The organism is Mycobacterium florentinum (assembly GCF_010730355.1).
Lineage (GTDB): Bacteria > Actinomycetota > Actinomycetes > Mycobacteriales > Mycobacteriaceae > Mycobacterium > Mycobacterium florentinum.
In genome coordinates this window covers 5,073,234-5,085,052 of the sequence record NZ_AP022576.1, presented here as the reverse complement: position 1 = coordinate 5,085,052, position 11,819 = coordinate 5,073,234, and the positions used below count along the sequence as shown (strand labels likewise).

Genomic DNA, 11,819 nt, shown 5'->3' with positions numbered 1-11,819 from the left:
CCACGAGCTGGGGCAACCCGAGCGCTACCGGCGCTTACGCTGGTCGCGCACATCGCGGTCAGCGAAACGGTCGGACGCCCGCGAGGGCGTGTCGTCGGGCGGATAGTGCGGGATCTCCGACAGCATTCCGAGCAGGGTGCTCGGGATGCGGATCGGGTGGGAGTCGCGCAGCGCGGCCCGCGCCCGGCTCTGATCGTCGACTTCGCTCGCGCATTGCGGGCACAGCGAGAGGTGATGGGCCGCCCGCAAGTGGGCGTTCATCCGCAGCTCACCGTCGACGAACGCGGCGATCGCTTCGACGGACAGATGCTCGGTCGAGCCGAATTGACGCGGCGCGCCGACCGGCGCATCACTCTGGGAGGCGAACTGGGCCGGGAGCCAGGAGAACGCGCGGCGGAACACATGTCCCCGGTCGGCCATCACCAGCTCCTTTCGCTGCCACGTACCCCTCGAATGTAGCGCGACTAGGTGCCCAGCACCGCCATGGATCTTGCGAAATCGCATGATTATCGGCCCGTGGGCCGTGCCATGAACCGGACTAAGCCGATTTGGCGGGAGTTTCCGGCTCGGAATGCGCGGCCAGGTAGTCGCGCAAAGCCTGACGTCCGCGGTGGATCCGGCTGCGAACGGTGCCCAGCTTGACGCCCAGGGTGGCGCCGATCTCCTCGTAGGACAGGCCCTCGATGTCGCACAGCACTACCGCGGCACGAAACTCCGGCGGCAGCGAATCCAGCGCGGCCTGCAGGTCCGGCCCAAGGCGCGCGTCATGATAGATCTGCTCGGGGTTGGGCTCGTCGGCCGGGACCCGGTCGTAGTCCTCCGGCAGCGCTTCCATCCGGATGCGGGTGCGCCGGCGCACCATGTCGAGGAACAAGTTGGTGGTGATGCGGTGCAGCCAGCCCTCGAATGTCCCGGGCTGATAGTTCTGCACCGACCGAAAGACCCGGATGAATGTCTCCTGGGTGAGGTCCTCGGCGTCTTGCTGGTTACCCGAGAGCCGGTAGGCCAGCCGGTACACCCGGTCGGCGTGCTGACGCACCAGCTCGTCCCAGGACGGCATGGTGGTCTTGTCCCCGGTTGCGTCGAACACCGCCGTGCCCTGCAACCCCTCGGCCTGCTCGACCCATTCGTCGTCCGGGAGTTCCTGGGCGTGCGACATGGTGCTCGGGCTCAAGAGAGTGGTGTTGATCGAATCCTCCGCATAATTTGCCCTGCCGAGTGACGGCAGCTCGTTTTCAGCGGCAACACGAAGTCGCCAATCTGTATTCCCCGCCCAACGTCCTCCACGTTCCATACCGACACCGTCGCGCATCGGCGTATGGGCGATATAGGAGCAATCTGAGGTTTGGCTGAGAAACCTTATCGTTACCTGGCGCAAGCAGGGCATATCCGCAACGAAGTGACTTAGGCGGCGCCGGCCGTCCCGGGCGTGTCGGAAACCGCCCGGCTCAGGCGCGCCTGACAAACTGTGCGCCGCCATGCAATACGCTGCGGGCATGGACGGCACCGAGGAAGAAACCCCCGGCCAGGCGGCCCCCAGTCGGGCCGAATTGCTCTCCGCACACGCGGAGGGGTCGATATCCGAGGACGCGATTCTGGCCGGCGCGCGCGAACGTTCCGTCGACATCGGCGCCCGGGCGGTGACGCCGGCCGTCGGCGCCCTGCTGAGCCTGCTGACCAAGCTCAGCGGCGGCAAGGCGGTCGCGGAGGTGGGCACCGGCGCCGGGGTCAGCGGACTCTGGCTGCTGTCGGGCATGAGCGACGACGGTGTGCTGACCACGATCGACATCGAGCCCGAGTATTTGCGGCTGGCCAAGCAGGCCTTCTCCGAAGCCGGCATCGGCCCGTCGCGCACCAGGCTGATCAGCGGCCGGGCCCAGGAGGTCCTCACCCGGCTCGCCGACGAGTCCTATGACCTGGTGTTCGTCGACGCCGACCCGATCGACCAGCCCGATTACGTCGTCGAGGGCGTGCGGCTGCTGCGGTCCGGCGGGATCATCGTCGTGCACGGCTCGGCGCTGGGCGGGCGCGCCGGCGATCCCGCGGCGCGAGACGCCGACGTGGTCGCGGTTCGGGAGGCGGCCCGGTTGATCGCCGAGGACGAGCGGCTGACGCCCGCGCTGGTGCCGCTGGGTGACGGCGTGCTGGCCGCCGTCCGCGACTAGCCGGCCGGGCACTCGCCGCTCCGCACGAGCGCCCGGCCAGCCGGGGGTTCGGTGTTGCGTGCCCGGCTAGCCGGGCACTCGCCGCCCAAAACCTTTACGCATCCCTTACGGGGTGTCCCCTTGACCTTCGACTGAACGCGCGTTTAGTGTCCTGAACATGCGTTCAGTCGACCTGACCGCCGCCGCGCGAATCCGCGATGCGGCGATCGAGCAATTCGCCGAGCACGGCTTCGGTGTCGGGCTGCGCACCATCGCCGAGGCCGCGGGCGTGAGCGCCGCACTGGTCATTCATCACTTCGGGTCGAAGGAAGGCCTGCGCAAGGCGTGCGACGACTACGTCGCCGAAGAGATCCACGACAGCAAGTCGGAAGCGCTCACGTCCAACGATCCGGCCAGCTGGCTCGCGCAGATGGCGGAGATCGAGTCCTACGCGGCGTTGACGGGCTACGTGGTGCGCAGCCTGCAGACCGGCGGTGAGCTGGCGATGATGTTGTGGCAGCGAATGATTGACAACGCCGAGGATTACTTCGCCGACGGCGTGCGGGCCGGGACGATCAAGCCCAGCCGCGATCCGCACGCCAGGGCTAAGTTTTTGGCCATCACCTCGGGCGGCGGTCTGCTGCTCTACATCCAAATGCATCCAACCCCAACAGATTTGCGGGCCGTTCTTCGCGACTACGCCCGCGATATGGTACTGCCCGCCCTCGAGATCTACACCGAAGGTCTGATGACGGACCGCACCATGTACGACGCATTCCTGGCCGCCGATGATCAAGGAGAATCCCATGGCAGCTGATATCGCGCCCATCGAAATCCGCAACCTCACCAAGAACTTCGGTGCGGTGCGGGCGCTGGACGGTCTCGACCTCACGGTGCGTCAAGGTGAAGTCCACGGCTTTCTCGGCCCCAACGGCGCCGGCAAGTCGACCACCATCCGCATCCTGTTGGGCCTGGTGAAGGCCGACGGCGGAAGCGTGCGGCTGCTCGGCGGTGACCCGTGGACCGACGCCGTCGAACTACACCGCCAAATCGCTTATGTGCCAGGTGATGTCACGCTCTGGCCGTCATTAACCGGCGGCGAGACCATCGACTTGTTGGCCCGCATGCGCGGCGGCATCGACGACGCCCGCCGCGCGGAGCTGATCGAGCGCTTCGACCTCGACCCGACCAAGAAGTCGCGGACCTACTCCAAGGGCAACCGCCAAAAGGTCTCCCTGATTTCGGCCTTCTCATCGCGGGCCAGTCTGCTGCTGTTGGACGAGCCCAGCAGCGGCCTGGACCCGCTGATGGAGAACATCTTTCAGCAATGTGTTGCCGAGGCGCGCGACCGTGGCGCGACGGTCTTGCTGTCCAGCCACATCCTGGCCGAGACGGAAGCCCTGTGCCAAACGGTGACCATCATCCGGGCCGGCCAGACCATCGAGAGCGGTTCGCTGGACTCGATGCGGCATTTGAGCCGCACGTCCATCAAGGCCGAAATGATCGGCAATCCGGGCGATCTCACCCGAATCAAAGGCGTCGAGGACGTCAGCGTCGAGGGCAACACACTGCGCGCGCAGGTCGACAGCGAAAGTCTCGGAGAACTCATCCGGGTGCTGGGCGACGCCGGTGTGCGCAGCCTGGTCAGCCAGCCCCCAACGCTCGAGGAGCTCTTCTTGCGCCACTACAACACCGGACGCACCGAAAAGAAGGTCTCGGCATAATGAGCACCCCAACCCTGGAACGCCCGGAACACTCGGCCCCGCAGCGAAGTTCGAACTTCACCGGAACGCTGGGCATGCTGCGCCTGTATCTGCGCCGCGACCGGGTCTCGATGCCGCTGTGGATTCTGCTGCTGTCGCTCCCGTTGGCGACGGTCTACATCGGGAGTATCGAGAAGGTGTACTCCACCCAGGCCGCCCGCGCCGGATTCGCGGCGACCATCATGGCCAGCCCGGCGCAGCGCGCCCTCTACGGTCAGGTCTACAACGACAGCCTTGGCGCCGTGGGCATTTGGAAAGCCGGGATGTTCCACGTGCTGATCGCCGTCGCCGTCATTCTCACGATGATCCGGCATACCCGTGCCGACGAGGAAAGCGGCCGGACCGAACTGGTGGACTCGACCGGGGTGGGCCGGTACGCCAGCCTGACCGCGGCGCTGATCCTGTCGTTCGGCGCCTCGATCGCGACCGGCGCGATCGGTGCGGCGGGCTTGCTGACCACCACGGTCCCGGCCGGCGGGTCGCTGGCATTCGGTGCCGCGCTGGCCGGTTCCGGCATGGTGTTCACGGCGGTGGCCGCGGTGACCGCCCAGCTATCGCCGAGCGCGCGCTTCGCTCGCGGTGCCGCCTTCGCGGTGCTGGGAGCCGCATTCACGCTGCGGGCCATCGGCGATGCCAGCTCCGGCACGCTGTCCTGGTTTTCGCCGCTGGGCTGGTCGCTGCAGGTGCGGCCCTACGCGGGTGATCACTGGTGGGTGCTGCTGCTGCATCTGGCCACCGCGATCGCCCTGACCGCCATGGCGTATCGACTGCTGGCCGGCCGCGACGTCGGAGCCGGACTCGTCGCCGAGCGTGCCGGCCCGGCCACCGCCACGCCCTCGTTGAGCAACGTGTTCGGGCTGACCTGGCGGCTGGACCGCGGCGCACTGCTGCTGTGGACGGTGGGCCTGTGCCTGTACGGGCTGGTGATGGGCAGCGTGGCGCATGGCATCGGCGACGAGATCGGCGGCGGCATGGCACGCGACATCGTCGCACGGATGGGCGGCACCTCCGTGCTGGAGGATGCCTTCATCGCAGTGGCGTTCAACATGATGGGCATGGTGGCATCCGCCTTTGCCATCTCGCTGACGCTGCGACCGCACCAAGAAGAATCCGGCCTGCGCGCCGAGACGACACTGGCCGGCGCGGTATCCCGAACTCGTTGGTTGGCAAGCCATTTAGTATCCGCGCTGCTCGGGTCGGCCGTGGCGATGCTGGTCGCCGGAGCGGCCGGCGGGCTGCTCTACGGCGTCGCGGCCGGCGACCTCGACGGCAAGCTGGCCATGGTGATCGGCACCGCGGCCGCACAGTTGCCGGCCGTCTGGCTGGCGTCGGCCGTGACGGTCGCATTGTTCGGTGTCGCACCACGTTTCACGCCGGTGGCGTGGGGGGTACTGATCGCGTTCATCGCCCTATACCTGATCGGTTCGCTGGCGGGCTTCCCGCAATGGATCCTCGATCTCGAGCCGTTCGCCCATGTTCCGCGGGTCGGCGACAGCTTCAGTGCCGTGCCGCTGCTGTGGCTGCTGGTCCTCGACGCGGCGCTGATCATGTTGGGAGTCATGGCATTCCGTCGAAGGGACCTGCGCTCATGAACACCGCTATTCGGGCGACGGCATCGTCGGTTTTCGGACTGGCCATCCTGGGGCTGCTGCTGTTCCTGCCGGCCGGGACGCTCGACTATTGGCAGGCATGGGCTTTCATCGCGACCGCCATAGTGGTGACGATCCTGCCGACGATCTACCTGTACCGCACCAACCCCGCCGCGCTGGAACGCCGGATGCACGCCGGCCCCGGGGCCGAAGGGCGAACCTTGCAGAAGGTCGTGATCACCGGCGCATTCGTGGCCTTCACCGCAATGCTGGTGTTCAGTGCCTACGACCAACGAATGGGCTGGTCGCGGGTGCCCGGCTGGGTGTCGCTGCTGGGTGATGCCCTAGTCGCGATCGGGCTCGGTATCGCGATGGTGGTGGTGATCCAGAATGCCTACGCCGCGGCGACGGTCACGGTGGAATCGGGCCAGACGCTGGTATCCAGCGGCGTCTACAAGCATGTGCGGCACCCGATGTACGTCGGCAACTTCGTCATGACGATCGGCATCCCGCTGGCGCTCGGCTCCTATTGGGGACTGCTGTTCGTGATCCCTGCCCAGGCGGTGATCATCTTCCGCATCCTCGACGAAGAGAAGCTGCTGACCGAGCAACTGCCCGGGTACCGCCAATACACCCAGCACGTGCGCTATCGGTTGCTGCCCTACGTCTGGTAGGCCACGCCGGAGCCGTTCTAGGGTGGAGGCGTGGTCCAAAATTCAGCCCCTGCCCTGGACGCACCATGGCGACGCCCCGGCGCCCTGCGGTACGCGCTGGACCGGATTCGCGGGATCGCTAGACCACCGGTCACCGTCACCGAGCCACCGGCCGACATCGCGATCGATCGCGACGTCGACGTGCCAACTCGTGACGGAACCATATTGCGTATCAACATCTTTCGAAAGGGCCAAGAAGCGCGCCCGGTCATCCTGAGCATCCATCCGTACGGCAAGGACGAGCTACCGAGGCGGCGCGGCAAGAAGTCGACGTTCTCGACCCAGTACCGCGTCTTGCGCCAGCCCACCCCACTGGCTTTCTCCACCCTGACGGGTTGGGAGGCGCCGGACCCGGCGTGGTGGGTGCCGCAGGGATTCATCGTGGTCAATGCCGACTCGCGCGGCTGCGGGCATTCCGCCGGTACCGGCAAGCTGCTGTCGCGGCAAGAGGCCGAGGACACCTACGACCTGGTGCAGTGGATCGCCGACCAGCCCTGGTGCGACGGCAATGTGGTCATGCTCGGTGTGTCCTATCTGGCCATCAGCCAGTACGCCGTCGCCGCCCTGCAACCGCCGGCGTTGCGCGCGATCTGCCCTTGGGAAGGTTTCACCGACGCCTACCGCGACTTGGCCTTTCCGGGCGGCGTCCGCGAGACCGGCTTCACTCGGCTCTGGTCCCGCAACTTGCGCCGCACGCGGCAGAGCTATGACTTCGCACGGGTACAGCAGGATCATCCGCTGCGCGACGACTTGTGGCGCTCGGTGGTGCCCGACCTGACCGCGATCACGGTGCCGATGCTGGTGTGCGGCAGCTTCTCGGACAACAACCTGCACAGCCGCGGCTCGATCCGGGCGTTCACCCAATGCGGCTCCAAGCACGCCCGCCTCTACACCCATCGCGGCGGCAAATGGGTGACCTTCTACTCCGACGCCGGCCGGACCGAGCAGCTGAGCTTCTTCCGCGACGTGTTGAACGGCGTGGCCGGTTCGCGCAGCATACGGCTCGAGGTGCGCGAGGATCGCGAGACCGTCACCGCCATCCGCGAAGAATCCGAGTGGCCACTGGCCCGAACACGTTGGCGGGCTTTATATCTGGGTGAACCCGGGCTGTTGACACCCGAGCAGCCCCAGACGCCGGGCAGCGTGGCTTTCGAAACACGCTCTCGCGCAGCCGCATTCAGCTGGACGCTCCCCGCGGACCTCGAGCTGACCGGGCCGATGGCCGCACGGTTGTGGGTTGAGCTGGAAGGTTGCGACGACGCGAACCTGTTCGTCGGCGTCGAGAAGTGGCGCCACGGACGCTACGTCGGATTCGAGGGGTCCTACGGCTACGGCCGCGACCGGGTGACCACCGGGTGGCAGCGGGTGGCGTTGCGCGCGCTCGACCCCGCGCTGTCGCAGCCATGGGAACCCGTCCCGCGTTGCACCGAGCCGCAACCGCTCTCCGGCGGCGAGGTGGTCGCCGTCGACGTCGCGCTGGGCCCGTCGGCGACGCAGTTCCGCGCGGGCGAACAGCTGCGCCTGGTGGTCGCGGGACGGTGGTTGTGCCCGACCAATCCGCTGATCGGTCAGATGCCCGCCGCCTACGCCAACTCAGCGAAAGGTCGCATCACGCTGCACTGGGGCCCGCGGTACGACGCGCATCTGTTGATACCGGAAATCCCCGGCTGACCGGGAACTAGACCCAGACGCCCTTGCCGACCGCGACCACGCCGCCGGCGCTGATCGCAAAGCGTTCCCGATCCTTTTCCAGATCCACCCCGACCATTTCGCCGGGTCCGATCACGACGTTCTTGTCCAGGATCGCGTGGCGAACCACCGCGCCGCGGCCCACCCGGGTCCCCGGCATGATCACACTGCCCTCGACGATGGCGCCGTCGTCGACCACCACGTTCGACGACAGCACGGAGTTGCGCACCGAGGCGGCCGAGATGATGCTGCCGGCGCCGACCACCGACTCCTGGGCGGAGCCACCGTTGACGAACTTCGCCGGCGCCAGGTTCTCCGTGGCGCCGCGAATCGGCCAGCGCCGGTTGTACAGATTGAAGACGGGGTGCACCGACACCAGATCCATGTGCGCGTCGTAGAACGCGTCCAGCGTCCCGACGTCGCGCCAGTAGGCCCGGTCGCGGTCGGTGGCGCCGGGCACCTCGTTGTCGTTGAAGTCGTAGACCGCGGCCAACCCGTCGCCCACCAACCGCGGAATGATGTCGCCACCCATGTCGTGATCCGAGTGGTCGTCGTCGGCGTCGGCGCGGATCGCGTCGACGAGCACCTTGGTGGTGAAGATGTAATTGCCCATCGAGACGAACGTGGTCTCCGGGTCATCGTGGGTGCCCGGCGGCTGGAGCGGCTTCTCGACGAAGCTGCGGATCCGCCCGGAGTCGTCGGAGTCGATGCAACCGAACGCCGAGGCCTCGGTGCGCGGCACCCGGATGCCCGCGACGGTCGCGCCGGCCCCGCTGTTGATGTGGAAGTGGACCATCTGCTCGGGGTCCATCCGGTACACGTGGTCGGCGCCGAAAACCACTATGTAGTCCGGGTCTTCGTCGTAGATCAGGTTCAGCGACTGATAGATCGCGTCCGCCGAGCCGGTGTACCAGCGCGGGCCGAGACGCTGCTGTGCCGGCACCGGGGTGATGTACTCGCCGGCCAGGCCGGACAACCGCCAGTTCTGCGAAATGTGTCGGTCAAGTGAATGCGACTTGTATTGCGTGAGAACGCAGATCCTCAGATAGCGAGCATTGACGAGGTTGGAGAGCACGAAGTCGATCAGGCGATAGGCGCCGCCGAAGGGAACTGCGGGCTTGGCCCGGTCCGCGGTGAGCGGATACAGCCGCTTGCCCTCACCGCCGGCCAGGACGATACCCAGCACGTGTGGTGCTTCCCTCATGGCTCCAAACCTATCGGCCGTCGCGAACCGCTGCCAGGGGGAATCCCCCCGGCCGCCGTTCTGACGGGCTGTCCGTCAAGGTATTTGGCAAACTTGACGCGCCGCTCACCGTAATCGATTGCGCCGCCTGGCGCGCGGCGGCGCGGAATTCACCAGCGGCTTTTCCATCCGACTCGCGAGCGACATCGCAAGCAAACTACGGTGCGGTGTATGCGGGTGGCGATGATGACTCGGGAGTACCCACCAGACGTCTACGGGGGAGCCGGCGTACACGTCACCGAACTCGTCGCCCAACTGCGCCGACTGTGCGCGGTCGACGTGCACTGCATGGGTGCACCCCGCCCGGGCGCGATCGCGCATGAGCCCGACGCGCGCCTGCACGACGCCAACGCCGCGCTGGCCACGCTGTCCACGGATCTGGTGATGGCCAGTGCCGCGGCCGAGGCGACGGTCGTGCATTCACACACCTGGTACACCGGGATGGCCGGGCACCTGACCGCGTTGCTCTATGACATCCCGCACATTCTGACCGCCCACTCGCTGGAACCGCTGCGGCCGTGGAAGGCCGAGCAACTCGGCGGCGGCTACCGGGTGTCGTCCTGGGTGGAGCGCACCGCGGTGCTGGCGGCCGATGCGGTGATCGCGGTGAGCTCCGGGATGCGCGAGGACGTGCTGCGGGTCTACCCCACGCTGGATCCCAGCCAGGTGCATGTCATCCGCAACGGGGTGGACAGCGACGTCTGGTATCCGGCCGGACCGGTGGACACCGGGTCGGTGCTGGCCGAGATCGGGGTCGACCCGAACCGGCCGATGGTCGCGTTCGTCGGCCGGATCACCCGGCAGAAGGGCGTCGGCCACTTGGTCGCTGCCGCGCACCATTTCAGCCCCGACGTGCAATTGGTGTTGTGCGCCGGCGCTCCCGATACCCCGGAGATCGCCGACGAAGTCCGCACCGCGGTCGACGAGCTCGCCCGCACCCGCAGCGGCGTGTTCTGGATCCAGGAAATGCTGCCCATCGGGGAACTACGCGAAATACTTTCGGCGGCGACAGTTTTCGTGTGCTCGTCGGTGTACGAGCCATTGGGCATCGTGAACCTCGAGGCGATGGCGTGCGCAACCGCGGTGGTGGCCTCCGACGTTGGCGGAATTCCGGAGGTGGTGGTCGACGGAGTCACCGGCACGCTGGTGCATTACGACGCCGAGGACGCACGCGGATATCAGCGGAGATTGGCTCAAGCGGTCAATGAACTCGTCACGGACCCGGCGAGAGCCGAGCGCTACGGGCGCGCCGGACGTCAGCGTTGCATCGAGGAGTTCTCCTGGGCGCACGTCGCTGAGCAGACGCTAGAGATCTACCGGAAGGTGTGTTCTTAGCTGCCCCCGACACCTTCGGTGCGGAGGACTCAGCTGGTGACGCCTTTGAGTTCGTCGCCCAGGGCGGCGGCTTCGTCGGGTGTCAACTCGACAACGAGACGGCCACCACCTTCAAGTGGTACCCGCATTACGATGCCGCGCCCCTCCTTAGTCGCTTCCAGAGGACCGTCTCCGGTCCGGGGCTTCATCGCCGCCATCGAGTGCTCCCTCCAGATTCGAGTTGGCCCGTCCTCGCGAGCCTGGTCGGCGGCGAGCTAGTCCCGCCAGCGGATTTCCAGCCATACCCGACTTTGAACTGCCAAATCACCCCCCCATTGTTCCCTATTCCGCTCACTAAATGCACAAGACCCGTCCGTAGCGACTTCTGCGGGGGTTAGGAGGCGGGTTTGCCGGGTCGGTGTCCCGGGTCGTCAGCGAGGCGGGGGAACCCAGCAATCACGGACGTGGTCGTCAACCATCCCGGTCGCCTGCATCAGCGCGTACGCGGTGGTGGGGCCCACGAAACGGAATCCGCGGCGTTTGAGTTCCTTCGCCATTGCCTTGGATTCATGGGTAGCGGAAGGGATTTCGGATTCGTCGGCGGGACGGGGCCGCGGCGGCGGCGCAAACGACCACAGCAGGTCGGACAGGTCTTCCGACGTGCCCAATTCCGCCGCCGCGCGCGCATTGGCAATCGTCGCGTCGATCTTGGCCTGGTTGCGGACGATGCCGGCGTCGGCCATCAGCCGTCGCACATCGGCGTCGGTAAAGCGCGCAACTTTCTCGATGTCGAACCCGGAGAAGGCGCGCCGGAAATTCTCCCGTTTGCGCAGGATCGTCAACCACGACAGGCCGCTCTGAAAGGCCTCCAGACTCATCCGCTCGAACAGCGCCACCCGGCCGCGCAGCGGGCGGCCCCATTCCTGGTCGTGATAGTCGCGGTACAGATCGAAGTCGGGCCCGGGCCGGCCCACCGCCCAGCTGCAGCGAATCAGCCCGTCATCGGTCACGCCGGATCCTCGCCCGGGCCGTCCTCGCCGTGGACCGCGTCGACGGTGTCGGTGCGCGCGTCCGTCCCGGCCGCGTTGACCGCCGCCAGCTGACCCCGCAGCGCCTCGAGCTCGCGGGCCAGCCGGTCCAGCACCCAGTCCACCTCGCTGGTCTTGTATCCGCGCAGCACCTGGGTGAACTTGACGGCGTCGACGTCGGAGCCGGTGACGCCGTAGGCGGGCAGCACCGTCGCCGTCGTCCCCCGCGGCAGCGGCGGCAACTGCTCACCACGCCCGAACAGCAAGCTCGCCGCGCCGAACAGCACGATCGCCACCAGCACCAACACCACGATGTAGAGCAAGACCAACGCCACG

The 11,819-nt window shown here is 67.1% G+C and carries 13 protein-coding genes; 7 read left to right on the top strand and 6 right to left on the bottom strand.

Annotation, left to right across the window (positions count from 1 at the left end; genetic code table 11):
- Positions 1–24: 24 nt before the first annotated feature.
- Both rseA and sigE read right to left on the bottom strand, forming a co-directional pair.
- Positions 25–420, bottom strand: a complete 396-nt coding sequence (rseA, locus tag G6N55_RS24195; protein ID WP_085221034.1) for an anti-sigma E factor RseA — start codon at positions 418–420, stop codon at positions 25–27.
- 118 nt (positions 421–538) lie between these two features.
- Positions 539–1,294: an RNA polymerase sigma factor SigE gene (gene sigE, locus G6N55_RS24190; protein ID WP_085221260.1), complete on the bottom strand. Its 756-nt coding sequence runs from the start codon at positions 1,292–1,294 to the stop codon at positions 539–541.
- A 202-nt stretch (positions 1,295–1,496) separates the two neighbouring features.
- Between sigE and G6N55_RS24185 the strand changes: the two genes are divergently transcribed.
- The 6 genes from G6N55_RS24185 to G6N55_RS24160 all read left to right on the top strand — a co-directional run bounded on the left by G6N55_RS24185 (position 1,497) and on the right by G6N55_RS24160 (position 7,880).
- A complete protein-coding gene (locus tag G6N55_RS24185; RefSeq protein ID WP_085221261.1) occupies positions 1,497–2,165 on the top strand; it encodes an O-methyltransferase in 669 nt (222 codons plus the stop codon).
- 157 nt (positions 2,166–2,322) lie between these two features.
- Complete coding sequence (locus tag G6N55_RS24180) at positions 2,323–2,961, top strand: TetR/AcrR family transcriptional regulator (protein WP_085221035.1); 639 nt, start codon at positions 2,323–2,325, stop codon at positions 2,959–2,961.
- A complete protein-coding gene (locus tag G6N55_RS24175) occupies positions 2,951–3,868 on the top strand; it encodes an ABC transporter ATP-binding protein (RefSeq protein ID WP_085221036.1) in 918 nt (305 codons plus the stop codon). Before G6N55_RS24180 ends, G6N55_RS24175 begins: the two co-directional genes overlap by 11 nt.
- Complete coding sequence (locus G6N55_RS24170; protein WP_139826722.1) at positions 3,868–5,499, top strand: ABC transporter permease; 1,632 nt, start codon at positions 3,868–3,870, stop codon at positions 5,497–5,499. Before G6N55_RS24175 ends, G6N55_RS24170 begins: the two co-directional genes overlap by 1 nt.
- Positions 5,496–6,170, top strand: coding sequence for a methyltransferase family protein (locus tag G6N55_RS24165; RefSeq protein WP_085221037.1), 675 nt, complete (start codon positions 5,496–5,498; stop codon positions 6,168–6,170). The genes G6N55_RS24170 and G6N55_RS24165 overlap by 4 nt, the downstream gene beginning before the upstream one ends.
- 30 nt (positions 6,171–6,200) lie before the next feature.
- Positions 6,201–7,880: a CocE/NonD family hydrolase gene (locus G6N55_RS24160; protein ID WP_085221038.1), complete on the top strand. Its 1,680-nt coding sequence runs from the start codon at positions 6,201–6,203 to the stop codon at positions 7,878–7,880.
- Between the two features lie 7 nt (positions 7,881–7,887).
- Here G6N55_RS24160 and glgC read toward each other — a convergent pair whose 3' ends face one another.
- Positions 7,888–9,102: a glucose-1-phosphate adenylyltransferase gene (gene glgC, locus G6N55_RS24155; RefSeq protein ID WP_085221039.1), complete on the bottom strand. Its 1,215-nt coding sequence runs from the start codon at positions 9,100–9,102 to the stop codon at positions 7,888–7,890.
- 210 nt (positions 9,103–9,312) lie between these two features.
- Here glgC and glgA point away from each other — a divergent pair, with 210 nt between their 5' ends.
- Complete coding sequence (gene glgA / locus G6N55_RS24150; RefSeq protein WP_085221040.1) at positions 9,313–10,476, top strand: glycogen synthase; 1,164 nt, start codon at positions 9,313–9,315, stop codon at positions 10,474–10,476.
- 29 nt (positions 10,477–10,505) lie between these two features.
- Here glgA and G6N55_RS24145 read toward each other — a convergent pair whose 3' ends face one another.
- The 3 genes from G6N55_RS24145 to G6N55_RS24135 all read right to left on the bottom strand — a co-directional run bounded on the left by G6N55_RS24145 (position 10,506) and on the right by G6N55_RS24135 (position 11,818).
- Entirely contained in the window at positions 10,506–10,673 is a 168-nt protein-coding gene (locus G6N55_RS24145; RefSeq protein ID WP_003406247.1) for a DUF3117 domain-containing protein, read from the bottom strand.
- A gap of 213 nt (positions 10,674–10,886) precedes the next feature.
- Positions 10,887–11,465 carry a DNA-3-methyladenine glycosylase I gene (locus G6N55_RS24140; protein WP_085221041.1) on the bottom strand — a complete coding sequence of 193 codons (579 nt, stop codon included), beginning with the start codon at positions 11,463–11,465 and terminating at the stop codon, positions 10,887–10,889.
- Positions 11,462–11,818, bottom strand: a complete 357-nt coding sequence (locus tag G6N55_RS24135; RefSeq protein WP_085221042.1) for a DivIVA domain-containing protein — start codon at positions 11,816–11,818, stop codon at positions 11,462–11,464. Before G6N55_RS24135 ends, G6N55_RS24140 begins: the two co-directional genes overlap by 4 nt.
- Position 11,819 lies beyond the last annotated feature (1 nt).

Excerpts from the sequence above, each read along its gene's own strand:
- rseA (WP_085221034.1), bottom strand. The coding sequence starts at position 420 with ATGGCCGACCGGGGACATGTGTTCCGCCGCGCGTTCTCCTGGCTCCCG.
- sigE (WP_085221260.1), bottom strand. The coding sequence starts at position 1,294 with ATGGAACGTGGAGGACGTTGGGCGGGGAATACAGATTGGCGACTTCGT.
- G6N55_RS24185 (WP_085221261.1), top strand. The coding sequence starts at position 1,497 with ATGGACGGCACCGAGGAAGAAACCCCCGGCCAGGCGGCCCCCAGTCGG.
- G6N55_RS24180 (WP_085221035.1), top strand. The coding sequence starts at position 2,323 with ATGCGTTCAGTCGACCTGACCGCCGCCGCGCGAATCCGCGATGCGGCG.
- G6N55_RS24175 (WP_085221036.1), top strand. The coding sequence starts at position 2,951 with ATGGCAGCTGATATCGCGCCCATCGAAATCCGCAACCTCACCAAGAAC.
- G6N55_RS24170 (WP_139826722.1), top strand. The coding sequence starts at position 3,868 with ATGAGCACCCCAACCCTGGAACGCCCGGAACACTCGGCCCCGCAGCGA.
- G6N55_RS24165 (WP_085221037.1), top strand. The coding sequence starts at position 5,496 with ATGAACACCGCTATTCGGGCGACGGCATCGTCGGTTTTCGGACTGGCC.
- glgC (WP_085221039.1), bottom strand. The coding sequence starts at position 9,102 with ATGAGGGAAGCACCACACGTGCTGGGTATCGTCCTGGCCGGCGGTGAG.
- glgA (WP_085221040.1), top strand. The coding sequence starts at position 9,313 with ATGCGGGTGGCGATGATGACTCGGGAGTACCCACCAGACGTCTACGGG.
- G6N55_RS24145 (WP_003406247.1), bottom strand. The coding sequence starts at position 10,673 with ATGGCGGCGATGAAGCCCCGGACCGGAGACGGTCCTCTGGAAGCGACT.